The organism is Salinispora sp. H7-4 (genome assembly GCF_013416675.1).
GTDB classification, from domain to species: Bacteria; Actinomycetota; Actinomycetes; order Mycobacteriales; family Micromonosporaceae; genus Micromonospora; species Micromonospora vitiensis.
This window is the reverse complement of sequence record NZ_JABZED010000051.1, coordinates 12,521-34,831: the sequence shown is the minus strand read 5'-3', so window position 1 is coordinate 34,831 and position 22,311 is coordinate 12,521. Positions and strand designations below refer to the sequence as shown.

16 protein-coding genes and 1 pseudogene are annotated in these 22,311 nt (G+C 69.7%); 8 read left to right on the top strand and 9 right to left on the bottom strand.

Translation table 11 applies throughout. The features are described from left to right. Positions 1 to 47 precede the first annotated feature (47 nt). The gene (locus H0524_RS20210) at positions 48 to 1,088 is read right to left on the bottom strand and encodes a S1 family peptidase (protein WP_180200058.1); all 1,041 of its coding nucleotides are present in this window, start codon (positions 1,086 to 1,088) and stop codon (positions 48 to 50) included. Positions 1,089 to 1,495: 407 nt separating this feature from the next. Between H0524_RS20210 and H0524_RS20205 the strand changes: the two genes are divergently transcribed. Next, positions 1,496 to 2,215 (top strand): DUF3159 domain-containing protein, encoded by a 720-nt coding sequence (locus tag H0524_RS20205; protein ID WP_180200057.1) that lies wholly within the window; start codon positions 1,496 to 1,498, stop codon positions 2,213 to 2,215. A 242-nt stretch (positions 2,216 to 2,457) separates the two neighbouring features. Here the strand turns inward: H0524_RS20205 and H0524_RS20200 are convergent, their stop codons facing one another. Continuing rightward, positions 2,458 to 5,349, bottom strand: a complete 2,892-nt coding sequence (locus H0524_RS20200) for a glycoside hydrolase family 48 protein (RefSeq protein WP_180200145.1) — start codon at positions 5,347 to 5,349, stop codon at positions 2,458 to 2,460. Between the two features lie 661 nt (positions 5,350 to 6,010). Here H0524_RS20200 and H0524_RS20195 point away from each other — a divergent pair. Next, the gene (locus H0524_RS20195; RefSeq protein WP_180200056.1) at positions 6,011 to 7,384 is read left to right on the top strand and encodes a GH1 family beta-glucosidase; all 1,374 of its coding nucleotides are present in this window, start codon (positions 6,011 to 6,013) and stop codon (positions 7,382 to 7,384) included. Between the two features lie 75 nt (positions 7,385 to 7,459). On the opposite strand, the gene H0524_RS20190 is transcribed toward H0524_RS20195, so the two are convergent. After that, positions 7,460 to 8,845, bottom strand: a complete 1,386-nt coding sequence (locus tag H0524_RS20190; RefSeq protein ID WP_180200055.1) for an FGGY family carbohydrate kinase — start codon at positions 8,843 to 8,845, stop codon at positions 7,460 to 7,462. 281 nt (positions 8,846 to 9,126) lie between these two features. On the opposite strand from H0524_RS20190, the gene H0524_RS20185 reads away from it, so the two are divergent. After that, the gene (locus tag H0524_RS20185; RefSeq protein ID WP_180200054.1) at positions 9,127 to 11,049 is read left to right on the top strand and encodes an anthranilate synthase family protein; all 1,923 of its coding nucleotides are present in this window, start codon (positions 9,127 to 9,129) and stop codon (positions 11,047 to 11,049) included. A 13-nt stretch (positions 11,050 to 11,062) separates the two neighbouring features. Here the strand turns inward: H0524_RS20185 and H0524_RS20180 are convergent, their stop codons facing one another. Further along, positions 11,063 to 12,457, bottom strand: coding sequence for an MFS transporter (locus tag H0524_RS20180; RefSeq protein WP_180200053.1), 1,395 nt, complete (start codon positions 12,455 to 12,457; stop codon positions 11,063 to 11,065). 152 nt (positions 12,458 to 12,609) lie between these two features. Here H0524_RS20180 and H0524_RS20175 point away from each other — a divergent pair, with 152 nt between their 5' ends. Beyond that, complete coding sequence (locus tag H0524_RS20175; protein WP_180200052.1) at positions 12,610 to 14,019, top strand: chitinase; 1,410 nt, start codon at positions 12,610 to 12,612, stop codon at positions 14,017 to 14,019. 59 nt (positions 14,020 to 14,078) lie between these two features. On the opposite strand, the gene H0524_RS20170 is transcribed toward H0524_RS20175, so the two are convergent. The 3 genes from H0524_RS20170 to H0524_RS20160 form a co-directional block, all read right to left on the bottom strand. Continuing rightward, positions 14,079 to 14,468, bottom strand: a complete 390-nt coding sequence (locus H0524_RS20170; RefSeq protein ID WP_180200051.1) for a hypothetical protein — start codon at positions 14,466 to 14,468, stop codon at positions 14,079 to 14,081. Between the two features lie 30 nt (positions 14,469 to 14,498). Then, complete coding sequence (locus H0524_RS25480) at positions 14,499 to 15,104, bottom strand: TetR family transcriptional regulator (RefSeq protein ID WP_180200050.1); 606 nt, start codon at positions 15,102 to 15,104, stop codon at positions 14,499 to 14,501. 70 nt (positions 15,105 to 15,174) lie between these two features. After that, positions 15,175 to 16,503, bottom strand: coding sequence for an MFS transporter (locus tag H0524_RS20160; RefSeq protein ID WP_180200049.1), 1,329 nt, complete (start codon positions 16,501 to 16,503; stop codon positions 15,175 to 15,177). A 286-nt stretch (positions 16,504 to 16,789) separates the two neighbouring features. On the opposite strand from H0524_RS20160, the gene H0524_RS20155 reads away from it, so the two are divergent. The 3 genes from H0524_RS20155 (at position 16,790) to H0524_RS20145 (ending at position 19,538) form a co-directional block, all read left to right on the top strand. Then, the gene (locus tag H0524_RS20155) at positions 16,790 to 17,497 is read left to right on the top strand and encodes an HAD family hydrolase (RefSeq protein ID WP_018728612.1); all 708 of its coding nucleotides are present in this window, start codon (positions 16,790 to 16,792) and stop codon (positions 17,495 to 17,497) included. A gap of 194 nt (positions 17,498 to 17,691) precedes the next feature. After that, entirely contained in the window at positions 17,692 to 18,264 is a 573-nt protein-coding gene (locus H0524_RS20150) for a transcriptional regulator (RefSeq protein WP_018216140.1), read from the top strand. Beyond that, the gene (locus H0524_RS20145; RefSeq protein ID WP_180200048.1) at positions 18,261 to 19,538 is read left to right on the top strand and encodes an MFS transporter; all 1,278 of its coding nucleotides are present in this window, start codon (positions 18,261 to 18,263) and stop codon (positions 19,536 to 19,538) included. Before H0524_RS20150 ends, H0524_RS20145 begins: the two co-directional genes overlap by 4 nt. 33 nt (positions 19,539 to 19,571) lie before the next feature. On the opposite strand, the pseudogene H0524_RS20140 reads toward H0524_RS20145, so the two are convergent. Both H0524_RS20140 and H0524_RS20135 read right to left on the bottom strand, forming a co-directional pair. Continuing rightward, a pseudogene (locus H0524_RS20140) lies at positions 19,572 to 20,270 on the bottom strand (2'-5' RNA ligase family protein); the annotation flags it as partial. Continuing rightward, positions 20,257 to 21,075 carry an HAD hydrolase-like protein gene (locus H0524_RS20135; protein ID WP_180200046.1) on the bottom strand — a complete coding sequence of 273 codons (819 nt, stop codon included), beginning with the start codon at positions 21,073 to 21,075 and terminating at the stop codon, positions 20,257 to 20,259. The pseudogene H0524_RS20140 and the gene H0524_RS20135, both read right to left, overlap by 14 nt. A 203-nt stretch (positions 21,076 to 21,278) precedes the next feature. On the opposite strand from H0524_RS20135, the gene H0524_RS20130 reads away from it, so the two are divergent. After that, positions 21,279 to 22,280 carry a 2-hydroxyacid dehydrogenase gene (locus H0524_RS20130; RefSeq protein ID WP_180200045.1) on the top strand — a complete coding sequence of 334 codons (1,002 nt, stop codon included), beginning with the start codon at positions 21,279 to 21,281 and terminating at the stop codon, positions 22,278 to 22,280. Positions 22,281 to 22,311 lie beyond the last annotated feature (31 nt).

Below are 22,311 nucleotides of genomic sequence, written 5' to 3'. Positions count from 1 at the left end.
GCGGGCCACCGGATGGCGTCCGGCGCCCCGCCGCAGTCGGTTTTGGATCAGTAGACGTTGACGCCGTAGACGTTCAGGGCTTCAACGACCGGCTGGAAGAAGGTCGTGCCACCGAAGAAGCAGTTGCCGCTACCGCCGGAGGTGAGGCCCAGCGCGGTGGAGCCGCTGAACAACGAGCCGCCGCTGTCGCCCCGCTCCGCGCAGACGTTGGTGCGGATCAGGCCACGAACCGTGCCCTCGGCGTAGTTCACGGTGGCGTTGAGGCCGGTGACCGAGCCGCTGTGCAGACCGGTGGTCCGGCCGGAACGCTGCACGGACTGGCCGACGAAGGCGTTACCGGCGGACGTGATGTCCTGGTAGTTGCCGTTGTAGAGGTAGACGTAGCCCGGCTCGTAGCCGCTGAGGCTCACGATGCCGTAGTCGTTGCCGGGGAAGCTGGACCCGGCGGTGGAGCCGAGGTAGTTGGTCTGCGAGCTGTTGGAGTACCAGTTCGAGATGACGTCGGTGCAGTGCCCGGCGGTCAGGAAGTAGTAGTTGTTGCCGCTGCGGACGTTGAAGCCGAGCGAGCACACACCGCCGCCGCCCCAGATGGCCTCGCCTCCGGTGATCTGGGTGCTGTAGACACCCGCCTCCTGCTCGATGCGCACCGCGCCGCCGCTGCGGGCCACCACGTCCTCGACCTGCGCCAGCTTGGCACCGGTCACCGTGCTGTCGACGGAGACGACGACCTGGTTGGTCTCCGGGTCCGTCCACCAGGCGGTGCCGGGGATGTTGGCTGACCGTTCCAGCTCTGCGGTGGCATGCTGCAACTCGGCGGCACCACGCTCGACGATCTTCGGGGTGGCACCGGCGGTGCTTACCTGCCGGGCGGCAGCAGCGTCGGTCACCGCGACGACGACGGTGCCGTCGGCCTCGGCGTAGACGCCGGCGGCCCGGTCGCCAAGCTGCTCGGCCAGGTTGGCGGCGGTTTCCGGCGACGCGTCGGGGGCCGCCGCCTGCGCCGGGCTGCCGACGAGTACTCCGACCATGAGGGTCCCGGCCGCGGCTACCGCCGCGGCACGACGTAATGTAAATCTCGTGGGTCGCATGTGACGCCTCCGTTGGGGGTTTGGGAGGAAGGGCCCGCGCCGATGGTGGCGGGGCCGGTGGAACGACCCGGGCCGATCGGGGGAAGCGGCCCAGGGTGCAACGAAGTATTCACATGTTTCGATTGTTTGGCAAGGCGCACTGAGACTTCGGTTTTGCCCGACCTAAAGCGCCCTTTTGTCCGATTTCTAGCAGGCGCGTGGCCAAAATCACCATGATGCACGTCGTTGCACTGGCACTCGCTTGCGGTCTGAAAAAGGAACTCCGCCCCAGTGCGGGCAATAGGTGACGAAAGGGTAGTCACCACCTGGTCGCCCATTGTCGCAGCCGTACTAGGTTGGAGGTCGGTCTACCGATTCGCCACCGAAACCCGGTCGACCGCGCTGGTCCCGCGACGGGAGGGGAGCAAGTGGGCAGCACAGCGGAGCACCAGACGCCGACGCCAGAGCCGGAGTCCCTCACCGACCTACTCGGCGGGCGACGTGGCGCGATCGACGCCACCGTGCCGCCGGTGGCGTTCGCGGCCGGCTGGCTCCTCGGCGGCGAGTCGCTGCAGATCGGGGTCGGCGCGGCACTGGTGACCGGCGCGGCCGTGGCGGGCTGGCGCTGGCGCCGTGGGCATCGACCCAGGTCGGTGCTGGTGGGTCTACTCGCCGTCTGCGTCGGCGCGCTGGTCGCGCTCCGGACCGGACGGGCCGAGGACTTCTTCCTGGTACAGCTCCTCGCGAACGCGGCGAGCGCACTCGCCTGGATGGTCAGCATCGTGATCCGCTGGCCACTCCTGGGAGTGGTCGTCGGCGGTGTGTTGCGACAGCGGACCCGTTGGCGCCGGGACCCGGCGCTCCTGCGCGCCTACGGGCGCGGCAGTTGGGTCTGGACCGCCAGCTTCCTGCTGCGGGTTTCGGTCTTCCTGCCATTGTGGCTCGGCGGCCAGGTGGTCGCGTTGAGCGTGGCCCGAGTCGCGCTGAGCTGGCCGTTGGTCGCCGCCGTGCTCGGGGTGAGTTGGGTGGTGGTGCGCCGCTCACTGCCGGCCGGCCATCCGGGGCTACGGCATCCGGCACTTCCGGGCGAGGCATCGGCGCAGGCCGAACAGGCGCCACAGCACGAGTCGGCGGGCAACCCGGGCTAGACAGAAAGGGAGAGGCCGCCACGGGGGGAGCGGCCTCTCCGGTGACGTACATTACCCCGTCGAGTTCAGCTCCGCGCTCCCGGGGCACCCGATTTTTGGCCAGTTTGCATATTGCGCACACTCCGGCCAATCGGGCGTCGCGGAACCGGGCCGAGTCGGGGCCCCCGGATCGCCCCCGCCTCCTCTCGTATCCGTCCAGCAATCCGAGGGGTAAATGTCCATTACGTCGCTAAGCTGTGGAATCAGTCGTTCGGAAAGAGCCGCCCAAAGTCGGCGTACGCCATCGCGACATCGGCCTGGGCCCAGAACCGGTGGTAGCGGAACGTCGGCTCCGCGCCGCCGTCCAGATAGGCCTGAACCTTCGGCCAGTCCGGATCGTTGAGGTAGAACGACCGGATCTCGACGAAGCTCCTACCCGCCTCGATCACGTCGCCGTTGGGCATCGCGCCCGTCCAGCCCGGCGGCAGGTAGAGGCCCTGCCCGGTGCTGGCGTCGTAGACATCGTCGAAGCGCTCGTAGTCGCCCCGCGCCTCCACCGTCGACACACCCAGGGCATCACTGGCGGCGTGCAGGGCGTCCAACAACCCCTTGGCCGTGTCCTTCGCGGCCACGTTCCCCGACCTCGCCGCGTACGCGGTCAGGGTCCGGGCGTAGGCGGCAGCGGCACCGACGTCCTGGCCGGTGTCGGTCACCTCGACGTGCAGGTCGGTGTTCGGCTCCGGGTTGGTCGGGTTCCAGGTGTTCGGCTGGCCCGTCCAGGTGAGCTCGGCCGGGATCGACCAGTCGGCCCCCAGCGTGGTGTTGGCGATCGCCCAGGGCACCCAGCGGTCCAGCAACGCCTCGGCCCGGGCATCACCGGTCTCCAGATACAACTCGGCGATCCGGTGCATCGACCAGACCTGCATGCCGAACCACTGGTTCGACGGCGGGTCGTGGTAGACCGGCTTCTCGTCGTAGAACATGCCGTAGAAGGTCGGTGTGCCCGCGGGCGGCTGGCCATACCGACCGCCCCAGCTGTTGGTCGCACCACCGGCGATCGCACCCTCGGCGGACTGGAGCCAGGTATACAGCTCCAGCTGCCGCTCCAGACTCTGGGCCCAGTCGGTGGTCGCGCTCGGCGACCTCGGCTCCAGCTCCGGCACGGTGGTCAGGGCCCAGGCCGCGAAGGGGTTCTGGTAGCCGAAGTGGTTGTGGCTGGAGCCGATCCGCCACGACCAGTTCTGACCCTGCTCGTACGCGCCACCCCAGGCGTAGTACCAGGACAGGAGGTAGTGCGCGGACTCCCGACCACTGCCGGCGGGGCAGGCGGACGCCCCGACACAGTTGCCGATCTGCTTGAAGTACTTGTCGAACATCGCGTACCGCAGGTAGTCGCCCAGTTTGGCGGCCTTGGCCACGGTGTCCGTCACCTCCGCGGCCCGGCCCTGCTGCGTGGCCCAGGTCAGCGCCCAGTAGGCGGCCTGCACCGCCCGCGCGTCGGCGTCCGGCGCGTTCGTGTACTTCCACTGCTTCGCCGGCGCGTTCTGCTCCTGGACGGAGATGTCCAGGAAGCCGTACTGCCCGCCGTGGGTGAAGGTCTCGCAGGACGGCTGCGGGACGGTCTCCCAGACCGACTCCTGTTGCCCGCGCTGGAAGGTGTTGATGTACGCCGGCCGGGTGGTGCCGTCGCCGCACCGGCCGAAGCCGTAGGTGTTGTCCACGTCGAGCAACCAGTGCATGCCGTAGATGTCACCGGTGCCGTAGGTGGACTGGAGTTCGGCCCGCAACGGGTCCTGGCCGACCGGGACATTCGGTTGCAGCTGCGCCGGGTACTGGCTGGGCAGGTCGTACTCGGCGGCGTACTGCGCGGTGCCGGGAGCGCCCGCGGTCGGCTGGTCGGCGGAGGAGGGGATGATGTAGTTCTCCAGCACCGTCCAGGCGTTGTTGAACGGCGCCCAGTCCTCGGTCACCCGGCCGTACTGCGCCTCCAACCAGAGCCAGAAGCTGAACGCCTCACTCGTGGTCTCGTGGCCGTGGTCCGGCGCCTCGACGATCAGGGTCTCGATGGAGTGGTACGGCACCCCCTCGGGGCTGAAGTACCCAGAATTCTTGATCTTGCCGTACTGGGTGAGGAACCGGGCGATGTACTCGTTGTCGCCGCCGGGAACGTCGTTGTCAATCTCCGTCGCGGTAATCGCCAGGGCGGCGAGGCCGGCGGCGGAGGCGGTGATCGTCGCACTCCCCCCGGCGGTGTCGGCGTCCTCGGCCGCCGACACGGTCACGTCGACACCGGTGTTCCAGTTACCGGTGGTCAGCGTCAGCGAGGTGGGGGCGACGGTGAGGTCGGAGTCACCGGTACGGCCGAGGCTCACCAGGACGTTCGCGGCCGGCGCCGCACTCAACGTCAGGGTCACGGCGGCGCTGCCGCCCTCCGGTACGCCCACCGTGGCAGGGGTGGCGACCAGTTGCGGGCCGGTGGCGGGCGCGACGGTGAAGGACCGCTCCGCGACCGCGCTGAGCCCGGTGTCGTCGTACGCCCTGGCCTGCACGGTGTAGGAGCCGGCCGGCAGCCCCGGCAGGGTGTACCCGTACGGCGCGGTGGTGTCGGTGTTGACCAGCAGACCGTTGCGGTAGAACTCGACCTTGCTGATGCTCCCGTCCGGGTCGCTGGCGGTGGCGGTCAGCGGCACGTCGGCCGGTGCCTCGAAGGGCCCAGCCGGCACGTTCAGCGTCACCGTCGGCGGCTGCTGCGCACCACCGCAGGGAACACCGTTGACGGAGAACGAGGCCGGGTCGGCGTTGGTGCCGCTGTAGGCGGCGTTGAAGCCGATCTGCGCGGTGCCGCCGGTGCCGAGGTGAGCGTTCCACGACTCGTTGGTGGCGGTGACGTCGCTGCCGCTCTGGCTCCACCGCGCCGACCAGCCGTGGGTGATGGTCTGGTTGCCGGCGAAGGCAAACCGCAGGGTCCAGCCCGTGATCGGGTCGCCGAGATTGGTGAGGGTGATGTTCGCGGTGAAGCCGCTGCCCCAGTCGTTGGTGGTGTAGCTGACGTCGCACGTCGGCGCGGCCGACGCGGCCGGCGCGGGTAGGGCCGCCCCGCCGGCTACCGCCAGTAGCGCCGCGGTGACTATCGCCCCGCCGCGGCGTCGGTTCATGGGTCTCATGCGCGGTGTCTCCTCGGGCCAGGCCGGAGCCGAGACTCCGGCGGGGCGCCTGGCCGTTCTTCCTGCGGCGGGCGAGGCACCCGGGGTGAAGGACCCCCGGCCAGGGCCGGGGCCGGTGACGTGGCGTGGACGGGCACCCGTCCACCTCGGGTGCCGCACCGGATGTCCCGGCTGCCCTCGGCCCCGCGCTCCCGCGACGGCGGCTCACCCATCAGCTTGCCACGCCTGGAAACGCTCCCACAAGGAGGGACAGATCAATCCAGTCGCATGTTTCAATTTTGTTAAGACGCTTTCACAAAGCAGTTACGAGCCGTTACAGTCGCACCAGAAAATTGGGAGCGCTTCCACCTCGACTCCCACTTCCATAGTGGAAGGAGGTGAATCCACAAGCCACTCGCGTGACCCGGCTCCCCGGTGACACGCACGGGCCAGACGCCACCGTCCGACCCGGCGTGTCCAGCACCGATGGGGGCGGGGGCTGCCCTCCCCCGCCCCCATCCCGCACCCCGGCGACAGTGCGACCGGGGCGTACCGCCCCCCGCCCTGCCCAGAATCCCCTCGCCTCCGGGCTCCCGCCGGGAGGACCGAAGGCGTACTCTGTCCTTGGGAGCGCTCCCGGTCCGATTCAGAACTAGCAGAGGAGACTCCCCCGATGTCGACCCTCCCCCACCCCGCGCAGCCCGACAGCTCGGCGTACCCGCCGGCAGGCGTCCTGCGCTTCCCACCGAACTTCGGCTGGGGAGCCGCCACCTCCGCCTACCAGATCGAGGGCGCGGCCAAGGAGGACGGCCGGGGCGAGTCGATCTGGGACACCTTCAGCCACACCCCCGGACGCATCCGGAACGGCGACACCGGTGACATCGCCGCCGACCACTACCACCGCTACGACGCGGACCTCGACCTCATGGCCGAGCTGGGCCTGCGCAGCTACCGGTTCTCCATCGCCTGGCCCCGCATCCAGGCCGACGGCACCGGTGCCCCCAACCAGCGCGGGCTGGACTTCTACCGGCGGCTGCTCGACGGACTACACGACCGCGGCATCCAGCCGGTGGCGACGTTGTTCCACTGGGACCTCCCCCAGGCCCTCCAGGACCGGGGCGGCTGGGAATCCCGGGAAGTCGCCTACCGCTTCGCCGACTACGCCGAACACGTCTTCCAGGCCCTCGGGGACCGGGTGCCGACCTGGCTCACCATCAACGAACCGAAGACCGTGGTGCAGAACGGCTACCTCTCCGGCCATCACGCCCCCGGTCACCAGGACCAGCAGGCCGCATATCTGGTCGCGCACCACCTGCAGCTCGCGCATGGACTCGCCGTTCGGGCGTACCGAGCCGGCAGTGGGACCGGGCGCATCGGGCCCGCATTCAACCTGCACCCGTGCTACCCGGCCGACTCCTCCCCCGACACCACCGAGGCCGCGTGGCGCTACGACGGCTACGAGAACCGGCTCTACCTCGACTCGACGCTCACCGGCCAGTACCCCCAGGACGTGCTCGACGATCTCGGCCCGGGCCACCGGATGATCCGCGGCATCCACGACGGCGACCTCGGCATCATCTCCGCTCCCGTGGACCTACTGGCCGTGCAGTACTACACCCCGTACTACGTCACGGCTACGGGCACCACCGTGCGACGCTGGCCCACCTCCGAGGCGTCCTGGCAGCAGATCTACCCCGAAGGCATGTACGACATCCTCACCCGGATCACCCGGGACTACGGCCCGATCCCGCTGACCGTAACCGAGAACGGCCTGCCCACCCCCGACACCCTCGGCGCCGACGGGACGGTTGACGACGGCCGGCGGATCCAGTTCCTCCGCGATCACCTGGCCGCCGCGCACCGCGCCATCGCCGCCGGCGTTCCACTGGAGAGCTTCCACGTCTGGTCCCTGCTGGACAACTTCGAGTGGGCCGAGGGCTACGACCAGCGCTGGGGGCTGGTCTACGTGGACTACCCCACCCAACGCCGAGTACCCAAGCGCAGCGCACACTGGTACCGCGAGGCGATCGCGGCGGGCGGGTTCTGACCGCGCAGCGCAGCCCACGCCCCCACTCGGGCCGGTACCACAGCGACGGTGGCGCGGAGTCCGGTGACGCGGAGGTCAGGAAAGAGCGGTCAGCTCGCCGGTCCGGTCCAGGTCGGCCACCCCGGCCGCGTCGCCGATCCGACCGAGTGCCACCAGCGCCGCGCCGGTCGCGCCGATCTCCGGGTTCCGCTGGTGCCAGACCGACCGGGGAGCGAGGGCCACGGCGAAGGCCCGACGCCACCACTCGGACGCCGCCATCGCTCCACCGCCCAGAACCACCTCGACCGGCCGCGGGCCCAGCTCCGACTCCAGGGCGACCAGGTCCACCGCGACCAGGTCACTCAGACCCCGCATCAGGCCGGCCAGGATCTCCACGGCAGTGGTGCCGAAGCCGAGCCCGGCCAACACTCCGGAGCCCGCCGGAGCCAGCCCGGGTGGCCGGTCGCCCCCGAAACGGAGGTTCACCACCGGCCCCCCGCCGACGACGGGCACCCGGGCCAGGGCCGCGCTCAGCTCGGCCCCGTCGGGGAGCCGCAGCTCCCGATTGGCCCAGGCGAAGAGGTTGCCGCCGGCGGAGTACGCCTTCCCGGTGACGATGTGCCGCTGGTCAACCCGGTACCGCCAGAGGCTCGGTGCCAGCCGGGGCAGCGGCTCCCCCGGCGCGACCGCCCGCACCACCCGCACCGCCGCCGAGGTGCCCACCGTCACCGCCGCCCGGCCCGGATCAACGCACCCCGAGCCGATATTCGAGGCGGCCCCGTCCCCGATCGGGGCCGTCCACCGCGCCCTGGCCAACGGCGGCCAGCGGCGCGCGTACTCCGAGCGCAGCCGACCATGCCAGTCCACCGGCGCCAACTCCGGCAACTCCCCCGGGCCGGTGTCGGCCAACGCACACGCCTCCGGGTCCCAGTCCATCGTGCCGAGGTCGAGCAGGCCGGTGCCGGAGGCCTGCGACACCGACATCGGGACCGGGTCCAGCAGCACCCCGAGGGCGTACTCGGCCAACCCGGCGAAGCGGGTGGCGGGACCACCGGCTCTCGCCCGTAGCCAGGGCAGTCGGATCGACCAGTAACAGCGATGCCACCAGGTGCCGGTGCGCTGGTGGAAAGCCTCCGGGTCGCCCGGGCCGGGTTGCCCGGGCGGCGGCACCGGTCGGGTGTCCAGCCAGGTGAGCGCCGGGCCGATCGGGGTGCCGCCGGCGTCGAGTGCGACCACCGAGTGCCACTGCGCGGACGTCGCCACCAGGTCGACGCCGTCCAGGTGCCCGCCGGCGGCCAACTCGTCCAGGCACTGCCCCAGGCAGGCGAGGTAGCTCTGCGCGTCCAGGGTGCCGGCGCCGTCCCCGCCGATGACAGGGCTCACCCGCCGCCGGGCCAACGCCCCCGGCAGCAGCCGGACTGCCTCGTCGAGCACCAGGCCCCGTACCGAGGAGGTGCCCAGTTCCAACGCGAGTGTGGTCATCGTCGGTCACGCTATCCGGCCCGGCGGGGTGAAGCTTCCGCTTCCGCCCTGTGGTCATCGTCGGTCACGCTTTCCGGCCCGGCGGGGTGGAGCTCCCGCTACCGCCCCCGGCGACGACCGCGTAGGGTGGTGCGCATGCTCGCGCACCTGCACCGCTGGTGGCCCGCCGACCCGGCGGCCACTCTCCGCGCGTAGCTTCACGCGGCCGCCCGTCGAGGCGGCCGTCGGTCTCGGACCGGCACCGGACCGCCCGTCGGGTGGCACCGGACCGAGGAGACCCGATGACCCACCTTCCCCCGCTACTCGCCGCCGTCGCGGCCGGCACCGACCCCGGCCCGTTCGCGCTCGTCCGCCGTGAGGGCGCCGACCACCTCGACCTCTACACCGGGTCGGTACGGGTGGTGGAACGACTCGCCGACATCCCGCTGCCGACCGGACCAGCAGGGCCCGCCACCCTCGCGCTGGTGCCCTACCGGCAGGTGACCGAACGGGGCTTCGACTGCGTTGACGACGGCACCCCGCTGGAGTGCCTGGAGATCGACCGGCACGAGGAGATTGACCTCCCGGCGGCGCTGGCGGCGCTGCCGGAGGCCGCGGTGGTCACCCGGAACGCGGGCTTCGACAGCTCCGACGCGGAGTACGCGGCCACCGTTGACCGGGTGCTGGCCGACGAGATCGGCCAGGGAGCAGGTGCCAACTTCGTCATCCACCGCACCCTGCACGCCACCGTGCAGGGTACGCCGCTGCGGGCGGCGCTGGCGGCGCTGCGCTCGCTGTTGCTGCGCGAACGCGGTGCCTACTGGACGTTCGTCGTGCACACCGGCGGGCGGACGCTGGTGGGGGCGAGCCCGGAGCGGCACGTCAGCGTGGCCGACGGGCTGGTCCTGATGAACCCGATCAGCGGCACCTTCCGCCACACCGGCGCCGCTGCTGACCGGGCCGACCTGCTGCGCTTCCTCGCCGACCCGAAGGAGATCGAGGAGCTGTACATGGTCCTCGACGAGGAGCTGAAGATGATGGCCTCGGTGGCCGAGCGGGGCGGCCAGGTGGTCGGCCCGTATCTGAAGGAGATGTCCCACCTCGCCCACACCGAGTACCTGCTGGCCGGGCGGGGCTCCAAGGACGTCCGCGACGTGCTGCGGGAGACGATGTTCGCCCCCACGGTGACCGGCAGCCCGATGGAGAACGCGTGCCGGGTCATCGCGCGGCACGAACGCACCGGACGCGGCTACTACGCGGGGGTGCTGGCGCTGCTCGGTCGGGACGACACCGGCCGGCAGACCCTCGACGCCCCAATCCTGATCCGTACCGCCGAGCTCTCCCCCACCGGTGCGCTGCGGGTGTCGGTCGGGGCGACCCTGGTCCGGCACTCGGTCGCCGCCGGGGAGGTCGCGGAGACCCACGCCAAGGCCGCCGCGGTGCTCGCCGCGCTGGGCCTCGGCCCGCAGGCGCCCGCAGCAGCCGCGGGGGCGGTGCCCCGGCTCGCCGACGACCCGGAGGTACGCGCGGCGCTGACCGCCCGCAACGCGCCGCTGGCCCGGTTCTGGCTGGACCAGCGGCCGGCGGACGCCCCCGGCCGTCCCGGGCTCACCGGCCGCCGTGCGTTGATCGTGGACGGGGAGGACACCTTCACCGGCATGCTCGGCCATCAGCTACGGGCACTCGGCCTCAGCGTTACCGTACGGCCGTGGGACGCACCCGGCCCGCGGGACGGATACGACCTGGTGGTGGTCGGCCCGGGGCCCGGCGACCCGGCAGCGCTGACCCAACCGAAGATGGCGGCGCTACGCCGGCTGCTCACCGAACTCCTCGCCACCGGCCAGCCAACCCTCGCGGTCTGCCTCGGCCACCAGCTGCTCTGCGGGCTGCTCGGGCTACCCCTGCACCGCCGGGACGCCCCGTACCAGGGGCTGCAGCGGGAGGTGGACATCTTCGGCGTCCAGCGGCGGGTCGGCTTCTACTCGACGTTCACCGCCCGAGCGGACACCGATCGCCTGCCCACCCCGTACGGCCCGGTGGAGGTGGCCCGGGACGACACGAGCGGTGCGGTACACGCGCTGCGCGGCGCCAGCGTTGCCGGGGTGCAGTTCCACCCCGAGTCGGTGCTCAGCCCGGACGGCGTGGATGTTCTCGCCGACCTGTTGGACGACCTGCTGCCCGCGGCGAGCCGCCAGTGCCCGGAGTCACCCTTGGCCACCCGGTGAGCGGTCGGGCGGGTCAGGGGATCCGGACCAGCAGCAGCGCGGCCACGGCGCTACCGGTCGCGACTACCAGGAGAACCCGCATGATGCCGTCGGCGAGGTTGCCCTGCTCGATCAGCGTGCCGGCCGTCGCGATCGCGATACCCGAGCCGGCGAAGAGGATCGAGAGCGTGGTCCCGGATGCCTCGCCGGCCCGCTCAGCCGGGACCATGGCCTGCGTACCCAGGTTGGTCAGGGTGAGCCCGGTCCGATAGCCGAACCCGGCGACGGCCAGACCGATCAGGTACGGCACGATCTCACCGCCAAAGGCCACCACGACAAGGCCGACTGCGCCGACCAGGGTGGCCGCGGCGATCAACCGACGCACCTCGACCCGTTGGCTGAGCCGACCCGCGAACGGACCGGCGATGCCACCGCTGATCGAGGCGGCGAGGACCGCCAGGCCCGCGACGAACGGCGAGTAGCCCCGGACCTGTTGTAGGTGGATCGTGGTGGCGAAGATCGTGACCACGAAGGCGATGTTGGCGACCAGCCCCATCAGGGTCACCGCCACGAACTTGGCGTCGTGGAAGAGATCCAGCCGGACCAGTGGACTTTTGGTGGCCCGTTCCCGGAGCACGAACGCGGCCAGCAGCACCAGCCCGCCGACGGCGAGGGCGGTGGCCACCACCGGCCGCCAGGCGTTCATCCGGTCGGCCGCCACGGTGACCGCGAGGATCCCGAGCACCACCACGACCAGACCAGCCAGGTCAATCGCCCGCGACACCGTGGGGTCCCGCGACTCCGGCAGCCAGGCGACGCTGGCAACGATGGCGACAACGCAGAGCGGCACGTTCACCAGGAGCACGCTGCGCCAGCTGAGCCACTCGGTGACCCCGCCGCCGAGCAGCGGCCCCAGCGCCAGCGCCACCGCCCCGATGCCGTAGGCGTTGCCGATCGCCCGCTTCGCCTGCTTCCCCGGGTATGCCTCGGTGATCACCGCGAAGGCGAGGGGGAAGACGATGCCCGATCCCATCCCCTGCACGGTCCGGAAAGCGATCACGATCGCCGGGTCGGAGCCCAGACCGGCACCGAGCGAAGCGGCCCCGAAGATGAGCAGGCCGACCAGCAGCATGCGGCGGCGCCCGAGGATGTCGCCGAGCTTGCCACCGGGAAGGAGAAACGCCGCCTGGGCCAGGATGTAGCCGCTGACCACCCAGTGCAGATCGGTGATGGTCGTCCCCAACTCCGCCGCCATCGTCGGCAGGGCGAGATTCAACGCGTAGAAGTCCAGCTGCACGAGGAAGATGCAGGCAGCGGCCGCGATCATGGTCAGCTCACGCCGAGGCCGGTCCGCCTCCCCCGCCGAGGCGTCACCCTGGCCGTGGGGCCGGGGCAGACGCGGACGGAACGACACACCAAACCGTACCATTTACACGAAATGTCTTCCTTGTTCCATTGCCGCGTACCCCACCTGCGGCTAGCGCGACAGCCACCCTGGACATGAATAGTTAATAGTCTTAATAATAGGACGGTGTGACAACGTAGCTACCGACAGATGCCTGTCCGGGCGTGGAGGCTCCCATGAAGCGTCCCAGTTCCCTGATCCTGCCCCTGGTCACCGTCCTGACCGTCGCGCTCGGCGCGGCCTGGCTGGCGAAACCGGCGTACGCCGCCGGCCCCACCGCGACCTTCGCCAAGGTCTCCGACTGGGGCACCGGGTGGGAGGGTAAGTACACGATCACCAACGGCGGCAGCAGCAGCGTGACCGGGTGGAGCGTCGCCTTCGACCTGCCCGCCGGCACGGCGGTCGGCACCTACTGGGAGGCGCTGCTGCACTCCTCGGGCCAGCGGTACACCTTCAGCAACCAGTCCTGGAACGGCACCATCGCGCCGGGCGCTTCGGTCTCCTTCGGCTTCATCGGCAGCGGACCCGGCGCGCCGACCAACTGCCAACTCAACGGCGCGAAGTGCGGCGGTGCACCGCCGCCCACCGCGTCTCCACCACCTCCCACCACCGCGCCGCCCACCACCAGCCCACCGACCACCGCGCCGCCCACGACCCCACCCCCCACCACCGCTCCCCCCGGTGCCGACCTGCCCGCGCACATCCTCACCGGCTACTGGCACAACTTCGACAACCCGGCGGTCGAGCTGCGCCTGCGGGAGGTCCCCGCCGAGTACGACGTGGTCGCCGTCGCCTTCGCCGAGGCGACCGCCACCCCCGGCGAGGTGACCTTCGCCGTTGATCCGGGCCTCTCCGCCGCCCTGGGCGGCTACACCGACGCGGACTTCTCGGCCGACGTACAGACGCTCAGGAGCCAGGGCAGGAAGGTCATCATCTCGGTCGGCGGCGAGACCGGACGGGTTACCGTCAACGACGCGGCCTCCGCGGTCGCCTTCGCCGACTCCGTGTACGCCCTGATCCAGCAGTACGGCTTCGACGGGGTGGACATCGATCTGGAGAACGGCCTCAATCCCACCTACATGGCGCAGGCCCTCCGGTCCCTGCGGGCCCAGGTCGGGGCTGGGTTGATCATCGCGATGGCGCCCCAAACCATCGACATGCAGAACCCGACCACCAGCTACTTCAAGCTGGCGCTCGACATCCAGGACATCCTGACGGTGGTGAACACCCAGTTCTACAACTCCGGCGCGATGCTCGGCTGCGACCAGCAGTTCGCCTACAGCCAGGGAACGGTGAACTTCATCGTCGCGTTGGCCTGCATCCAGTTGGAGGCGGGGCTGCGGCCGGACCAGGTCGGGCTTGGCCTGCCCGCCGGTCCCGGGGCGGCCGGTGGGGGGATCGTCGCACCCGGTGTGGTCAACGCCGCGTTGGACTGCCTGACCAGGGGGACGAGTTGCGGCAGCTTCCAGCCACCCCGCACCTACCCGGGGCTGCGTGGCGCGATGACCTGGTCGGTGAACTGGGACGTGACCAACGGCAACAGCTTCGCGCAGACGGTCGGCCCGCACCTGGACACCCTGCCCTGACGTACGGAGTCGTGCCGCCAGATCGGGCGGCACCGACCCAACACGCTTCCCGTACCGGTTCAGCCGAAGAAACTGAGGTAGCCCAGGAGCGCACCGTAGCCGATGAAACCAGCCCCCATCACCCGAAGCCCCTGGGCTGACCCGCGCCCTTGTTCCGCCGACCGGAGCACCAGTTGGGGGATCCAGTAGTAGCTGATCCCGCGCAGGGTGAAGAAGACTCCCAGCAGGGTCACCAGCGCCTCTGGCACGCCGCCCCACTCGAAGTGGGTGACCAGTACGCCGAAGCCGACGAAGAGGTGCACCATGCCGGAGATGTTCACCGCCATCAGATCCGACCGGTCGGCCCGCTGGGTGAGTCGCAGATAGAACTGGGTGGCCACGATAAACGCGACTCCGGAGGTCAACAGATACAGCGAGAGGATTCTTCCGAGCGTCTGGGTCAGGTCCATGTTCGCCGCCTCAGGGGTGTGAGCAATTGATCAGGTGCGAAAGATCCCGTTACCGAGTAGCTCCGACGCAACGCGCCCGTAGGTTGACTCCACCGCTGCCGCACCATCGAGGGAGGTTAGGTCAACGCCGAGCAGCCGCTGCACATGTTCGTGGAGTGCGAGTGCGCCCAGGGACCAGATCGCCAGGAGCGCTGCCCGTTCGTAGGGGTGATCCGTCGGTCGGATCAGGCCCGAGGCGACTCCGTCGGCGAGGTAGCCGACCGCGTCCTTGACCATCTCGTCAACCAGCGCGGCCGTGTGTGGGGAACCGTCGGCCAACGCCCGGGCCAGGTAGCGCAGCAGCGGCGGCCCGTCCCGCAGGTCCCGCAGCTCCGCCGGGTCGAACCTCCCGGCCCGCATCACCTGCTGCTTGTGCTCCCGCACGAAGGTCGCGACATGTTTGTCGCAGGCCACCCGCAGCCCGTCCTTCGTACCGAAGTAATGAATGATCAGTGAGGGGTGGACGGCGGCTGCCGCCGCTATGGCACGGACCCCGGTGCCCGCTACGCCCTGATCGGCGAAGAGCGTGATTGCGGCAGCAAGGATGCGACTCTTCGTGGCGGACCTGTCGCCTCTCGGCGACGATTCATCGGACACGCTGCAAGGCTAAACGAACGTTCGATTAATGTCCAGCTATCCCAATGATCATCATGACCGTATTAACTACTCACGCCGACTGGGGCCAGCGTGTGTGATTGACGTCGATCAGCACCCGGTGGCTGTGCACCCACGCCACTCCATTCCACTCGGCGTCGACCAGGTGCGCGCGGTCGGCGTCGACGCCATGCTGGTGCCGGAACACCTCGGGAAGGCCAGCGGGCCAGAGCCGGCGGGCGGAGAGTCCCGCCGCGAGCACCAAGCCCGCCAGGAGCGCCCACGCCGTGGTCAAGCCGGCCCCCGCCCCGACCCAGCCGACGAGCGGGTAGGTCAGCAGCCAGCAGAGGTGGGACAGGGAGAACTGGGCGGCGAACAACGCCGGCCGGTCGGCGGCCGCCGAGGAGGCGCGCAGCACCCGGTTGACCGTGACGACAATCAGGCCGCCGGCGAAACCGATGAGCAGCCAGACACCCATCGCCAACGGCCAGGACGGCACCGTCGACAGCAGCAGCGCTCCGGCGAGGGCGAGCAGAGCCGTGCCAGCACCGATGAGCAGCACACCTCGATCCTCGCGTCGGCGCAACAGCAGCGGTGCGCCGAGCGCCGCCGCGATGCTGCCGAGGCCGGAGACGGCGAGCAGGAGTGGAACCTGCGCTTCAGTGGCGTTCAGCAGGTCGCGCACCACGTTGACCGTACTGACCAGGGTGATGGCACCAGAGCCGGCGACGACCATGTTCAGCGCCAGCACCGCCTGCAACCGTGGCGCGGCCGCGAACATCCGCACCCCGGCGAAGAGGCGCTCGGAGAACCGGACCCGGCTGCTACGTTGCGCCCTGGGCACCGTTGCCGCGCCTACAAACAGCGCGGAGACGAGAAATCCCACCGCGGTCCCCACAAACAGAAGATTGAACTTCAGAACGAGCAGCAACGCGGCGGCGATGACCGGGCTGGCGATGTTTTCCAGAGCGACGGCAAGCTGCGACGCGGAGAGCGCCTTCGTGTAGTCCTCCTCATCCGGAATGACATCCGGAAGCACAGACTGGAAGGTGGGCGTGAAAGTGGCCGACGCGGCCTGCAGCACCGCGATGAGCAGGTAGATCTGCCAGATCGCGTCGACCCACGGCAGCAGCAGGACGACGCCGCACCGGACCAGGTCGGCGCCCACCAGCACTACGCCCCGTGGCACCCGGTCCAACACCGCTCCCACCAGCGGCGACACGCACACGTACGCGACCATCTTGATCGTCAGCGCGGTACCGAGGACCGCTCCGGCCCGCGCGCCCGCAAGGTCATAGGCGAGCAGCCCGAGCGCCACTGTCGCCAAACCACTGCCGAGGAGCGCAACTACCTGGGCAGCGAAAAGCCTACGATAGGCGCGATTACCCAGCAGCGCACGCACGATTAATCGATCCCCTTCCGGAATTTCCGCCGCCAAGGAGATTACCGGCGAAAATTGAATGCGACAATGCCGCTAATACCAAGAGAGTGCAACAGACAGCCCTTAACAAGTACGCTCAGCGGGCGATTGTGTCGTGGCTGTCCCGCTGTCGAACCTGCGGTGCGCCGACCGCGCGGTATGTGCTCCTGCCCCGCCGCTCGCCGCGCCCCTCGCCCGCCCTCACACCTGAGGGGAGATGGACCAAGTCTGACGCGGAGCCGAGGGCGCGCGGCGGATAGGCTGCGGCATGCTTATCAACAAGGCGCCCGAACCGATCAAGGGGGTCATCTTTGACTTCCACTCCACGCTGGTCCAGGGCGGCGACGCCAGTCGTTGGGTCGAGGCCGCTCTCCGTCATCTGGCGGAGGAGGGAAACGCGGCGCCGGATCTGAGCGCCAGCCAGATCACGGGCCTGTGTGCGCATCTTGACCAGCTTTGGCAGCATGCCCACACGATCGACCCGGGAAGCGAACGCGATCTCAGCCGGGAGCGCCATTGGGACGTCTTCAACCGGACGGTCTCACTGCATCCCGGCATTAAACCCGATCTGATCGCCGCACTGTATGCAGTAATGACGGATCAGTGGGTGCCGTTCGCCGACACCCTCCCCGTACTTCAAGAACTCAGGTCGCGCGGCATCAGGACCGTGGTGCTATCCAACATTGGGCTGGACATTCATTCGTTCCTCGACCGGGCTGGTGTGAGTGGCCTACTCGACGGCGTGGTGCTGTCCTTCGAGGTGGGCCTGGTGAAGCCCGACCCGGCGATCTTTGCCCGCGCGCTGGAACTGCTCAACGTTCCAGGCAGCCAAACCTTGATGGTCGGCGACAGCCCCAGGGACGACGTCGGCGGAGTTTCCCTGAACATTCGCACGTTGATCCTGCCGCAGACCAAAGGCCCGGTTCACGGCCTGGGAACAGTCCTCCAGATGGTCGGGAACGGCGGACTCTCATGACATCCCCAGGGGTCGCCGGGGGCGGTACGTCACGTAGCACGTGACCGTTGACCGGGCTAGGCCAGGCCCGCGACGAAATGGTGAGTAGCCCCGGACCTGCTGCAGACCGGTTGGCGGCGACTCTTCGTGGCGAACTTGTCGCCTCGGCGAGATCGGAAGTAGTGTTCCGGAACATGTCTTCCAGAACACGATCGGTGGCCACGCTCGAGGGGCTGCGGGCCTTGGCACATCCGACCCGCCTGGCTCTCCTCGACCTGCTTCGGGTGCGGGACACGCTGACGGCGAGTGAAAGTGCCACGCTGCTCGGCCTCACCCCGAAGACCTGCTCCTACCACCTGCGCATCCTCGCCGCGCAGGGCCTGGTCGAGCCGGCCGTGGTGGAGGGCGCCAGCCTTCGGGAGCGCCCCTGGCGGCGGGCAACCGGGGAGACCGACGTGCCCCTGGCGGACGTGCCGACGGATGACCCGGAAATGGAGACGGCGCAGGAGCAGTTCATGCGCGTCCGACTGCACCGGGACCAGGCCCTGTTGCAGGAGTTCGTGGCCGGGCACGACGAGCGTCACGCCGGGTGGAACTCGTCGGTGACGATGCACAGCCGCACCGCGCTGATGTCGCCCGCCGAACTGCACGCCTGGGGGCTGGCAGTGGAGTCGATCACCCGGGAGCATGTGCGCCGCGCCGAACTGGCGTCCTCGGAGGCGCAGGAGCCCGTCCGACTGATCCTCTACGGGTTCCCGCAAACCATGCCCGGGGGACGGCAGGCATGAGTACCGCCCCGGACCAGACCGCCGCGCCGCCGGTGGCCGTCCCCGTCGGAATGCGTCGGTACCTCGTGGTGGTCTCGCACCGCACGGTTCGGTGGGCGTTCCTCGGCTCGCTGATCGCACGCCTCACCCAGACCATGGTCCCGCTCGCGTTGCTCCTGTTCGCCCAACACCACCTCGGCGGGTTGGGGGCAGCGGGCGCGGTGGTGGCCAGCTATGCGGCTACCGCGAGTGTCGGCTTCCTCGTCATCGGCCGGATGGTCGACCGCCGGGGGCCGTACATCCTGGTCATCGCGGCGGCGATCAACGCGGCGGGCATCATCGCCCTCGTCGTGCTGCCCGCGCCGTTCATCTGGCTGCTCGCAGCGGTCGCTGGCGGCTCGACCCCACCGCTCGGTGCGGCTATCCGCTCCGTGTTCATCCGCAGCTTCGGCAGGCCCAGCGAGCGGACCAGCGCCCTGAGCCTGGACACGATCGGCACGGAGGTCATGTTCATCGCGGGTCCCGCACTCGTCGCCGCACTGGTGGTGGTGGCGTCGCCCAGAACCGCGCTGCTTATCGCTGCCGTCGTGAGTCTGGTCGGCACCGGGCTCTTCACCGCCATGGCGGGTCGGTCGACGGGTGAGCACAGTCGGGCGACCACCCGAAGCCGCAGGTTGTTGGACCGCGGGTTGTTGGCCCTCGCTCCCCTCCTGCCCGTCGTGGCGATGCAGATGGCGGCGGTCGGGTTCATCGAGGTCGGGGTCATCGCCCGGGCCACCGAACTCGGGTCGACGTCCGCAGCGGGAGTGCTGTTGGCGGTCTGGGCGGCCGGGAGCGTGGTGGGAGGGCTCGCGTTCGGCACCCGGGACTGGCCCGGAGGTATCCGGCGCCAGTGCGCAGTCCTACTGGGCCTGACCGGCCTCGGATTCTGCACCCTGTTGACCGGTCAGAGCCTCGCGGTCCTCTATCCCCTGATGTTCCTGGCCGGACTCGCGATTTCACCGGCAGCGACCACGCTGGCCACGATCTGCGGTCTTCTCGCGCCCGCGCGCTCCCGGACCGAGGCGTTCACGTGGCTCGCTTCCGCGACCGGTCTCGGCGGCGCCGGTGGCTACGCTCTCGGCGGCGTGCTGGTCAGCCACACCAACGCCGGCACGGCCTTTCTCATCGCTGCGGCGATTCCGGTGCTCGCGGTCGTGCTGGTCCTGACCCTGCCGGCCCGGCGCCTGTCGGGCGGGACCGGCGGCGGCACCGAAGCCAGCGCGTTACTACATCGATCCCCTGCCTCGGCGTGAAAGCCTGCTGCGCGCAGCAGCCTCGGCGCGCTGTCCCCGCGCCGCCAGCGGAACGGCCGCGATCTGCCGCCAGAGGTAGGTGTGGCCCTCCCGCCGCAGCTCGACCAGGCTGACGGTCTCGACCTGGACCGTTACCGGCGGGATCGACCGCACGGTCGCCACCTCCTCGATGACCGGTTTCGCGACGGTGGGTCGACGGTTGTAGGCGATGCTGACGTGTGGATCGAAGCTCGCGGGTTGGGCAGGTACGGCCCCGGCGCCTCGCACGTGCGCAATCGCGGCGACCACGGCGAGCCGGAGGAGGTGGAACGGCCGGTGCGGACCCACGCTCAGGAAAACTGAGTTCGCCGACCCGGTGAGGGGGCCGACAGTCGCGGCGAAAGGCCGGATGGACGCACACCGCTCGCTGGCCGCGGCGACCACCGCGAGCGCCTGCGAGCTGGTGATCTCGTCGGTGTTGGAGACCCGTTGCACGGTCAGGTGCAGACTCGCGACGGGAACCAGATCCAGGGTCTCCAGGTGCCCCAGCCGGGCCTGACAGCGCTCGGCGAGCCGCTGGACCGCCGGGCGCTCGTCAAACCGAACAATCCAGTGGTAGAAGCGTCGGCCCGCCTCCCAGCCGGGCCGCTCCCAGTGGTTGACGAGCCGGTCCAGCTGCCGATAGCGGTGCCAATCCGACCGGATGTACCCGTACTCGTCCGGGCTGTCCTCGGCGCCCTCAACCGGTCTCATCGGTGGGCCTCCCTGACCGGTCGCGCCACGCCCCGAGCACCGCATCGACCACGGCGCTGGTATCTCGGAGGTCGGGAAGAACCGCGTCGGCGCCGCTGGCGGCCAGTGCTTCGACACCGTACCTGCCGGTGGCCACCGCCACCGCGAACGCGCCGCTGGAGCGGCCAGCCCTGATATCACGTGGGGTGTCCCCGATCAGCACCGTGGGGGCCGGCGGGTATGAGATCCCGTACTTCGCCGTGGCCTTCCTTCGCGCGACCGACACCAGGTCGGCACGCACCTCGGTGTCCGAGCCGTACGCACCCACCTCGTAGTCGAGGGCGCCGGCCAACCCGAATACGGAGACCTTGACCTGGGCGTTGTGCCACGTGTTTCCCGTCAGCACGGACTGGACGACGTCGCTCCGCCGGGCCAACGCCGCAATGGCCGCCGGTGCCCCCACCTCGGCGTGTCCACGTTCCGCCAACCGCGACCGGAGCGACTCGAACACCCTGTTCATGACGCCAACCGCCTGTTCCATCACGTCCGGGGTGGCCTCGATCCCATGCTGTCGCAGCAGCAGCCGCAGGACGGCGGGATCGGTCCTGCCCGCGGGAACGATCGGGTGCTCCGGGAGCCGGCCGGTCAGCCGGGTGAAGGTCAACGTGTACGCCTCCTTGCTCACCCCACCGTTGTCGATCAGGGTGCCGTCGATGTCCCAGAGCACCAGCAGCGGGCCAGCGACGCCGGGCGCACCGCGAACGGACTCCCGTCCGGTGTGGTCACCGTGCTCGACGGAGGCCGTTCGCTCGCCGCTTGCTGTCACGTAATCGTTGTAGCACCTGTCCTGCCAGCTACCGACCGACTTGCCGCCGGCGCGGTCGCCGGAACGGCAGGTCACGCTACCCCACAACCCCAATTTTGTACGAATAAGTCTTCTCTATTCCGTATAGTGCCGCAAATCCCAGTCGACTACCCGCTGTAAGCGGCGAACCAGGCAAGTCGTACGGTGGTCACCGGAGGTTCCACATGCGCGTATCGGTATTCAGCACCAAACCATACGATCGGGAATTCCTGTCGGCGGCCAACTCGGCCGACAGCCACGAACTGGAATTCCTCGAGCCCCGACTGACCCCGCAGACCGCCAAGCTCGCCAGCGGCGCAGCGGCGGTCTGCGCGTTCGTCAACGACGACCTCGGCACCGAGGTGCTGGAGCGGCTGGCCGCGGATGGCGTCCGCCTGATCGCGCTCCGCTCCGCCGGTTTCAACCACGTGGATCTGGCTTCCGCCCGCCGGCTCGGCCTCACCGTGGTCCGGGTGCCGGAATACTCCCCGTACGCCGTGGCCGAGCACACTGTTGCCCTGATCCTCGCCCTCAATCGCAAGGTCTACCGGGCCTACAACCGGGTCCGGGAGCACAACTTCGCGCTCACCGGACTGCTCGGCTTCGATCTGCACGGCCGGACCGTCGGCGTCGTCGGCACCGGGAAGATCGGGTTCTGTGTGGCCCGCATCCTGTCCGGGTTCGGCTGCCGCGTCATCGCCAGCGACCCGTACCCGGACGACGCGGTGACGGCGGCCGGGATCGAGTACGTGCCGCTGCCGCGCCTGCTGAGCGACTCGGACGTGATCACCCTGCACTGCCCGCTGACCCCGGACACCGAACACCTGATCAACCCCGAACGGATCGCCCAGATGCGCCGGGGAGCAATGCTGATCAACACCAGCCGTGGGGCGCTGGTGGACACCCGGGCGGTGATCGACGGGCTCAAGAACGGCCAGATCGGCTATCTCGGTCTGGACGTCTACGAGGAGGAGACCGACCTGTTCTTTGAGGACCTCTCCGACCGGGTCCTCGATGACGACGACTTCTCCCGGCTCAACACCTTCCCCAATGTGCTGATCACCGGCCACCAGGCCTTCTTCACCGAGGACGCGATGCGCAACATCGCCGCCACCACGATCGACAGCCTCACCACCATCGAGCGGGAGGGAGCGGACGCCGCCTCCCCGTCGGCCCGGGTCTGCTGAACGCGCTAACCGCACACCGGCACACTGTGCG

Bases quoted from the DNA above. Each gene is read 5' to 3' on its own strand.
- H0524_RS20210 (WP_180200058.1), bottom strand. From the start codon at position 1,088: ATGCGACCCACGAGATTTACATTACGTCGTGCCGCGGCGGTAGCCGCG.
- H0524_RS20200 (WP_180200145.1), bottom strand. From the start codon at position 5,349: ATGAACCGACGCCGCGGCGGGGCGATAGTCACCGCGGCGCTACTGGCG.
- H0524_RS20195 (WP_180200056.1), top strand. From the start codon at position 6,011: ATGTCGACCCTCCCCCACCCCGCGCAGCCCGACAGCTCGGCGTACCCG.
- H0524_RS20190 (WP_180200055.1), bottom strand. From the start codon at position 8,845: ATGACCACACTCGCGTTGGAACTGGGCACCTCCTCGGTACGGGGCCTG.
- H0524_RS20185 (WP_180200054.1), top strand. From the start codon at position 9,127: ATGACCCACCTTCCCCCGCTACTCGCCGCCGTCGCGGCCGGCACCGAC.
- H0524_RS20180 (WP_180200053.1), bottom strand. From the start codon at position 12,457: ATGGTACGGTTTGGTGTGTCGTTCCGTCCGCGTCTGCCCCGGCCCCAC.
- H0524_RS20175 (WP_180200052.1), top strand. From the start codon at position 12,610: ATGAAGCGTCCCAGTTCCCTGATCCTGCCCCTGGTCACCGTCCTGACC.
- H0524_RS20170 (WP_180200051.1), bottom strand. From the start codon at position 14,468: ATGGACCTGACCCAGACGCTCGGAAGAATCCTCTCGCTGTATCTGTTG.
- H0524_RS20155 (WP_018728612.1), top strand. From the start codon at position 16,790: ATGCTTATCAACAAGGCGCCCGAACCGATCAAGGGGGTCATCTTTGAC.
- H0524_RS20145 (WP_180200048.1), top strand. From the start codon at position 18,261: ATGAGTACCGCCCCGGACCAGACCGCCGCGCCGCCGGTGGCCGTCCCC.
- H0524_RS20130 (WP_180200045.1), top strand. From the start codon at position 21,279: ATGCGCGTATCGGTATTCAGCACCAAACCATACGATCGGGAATTCCTG.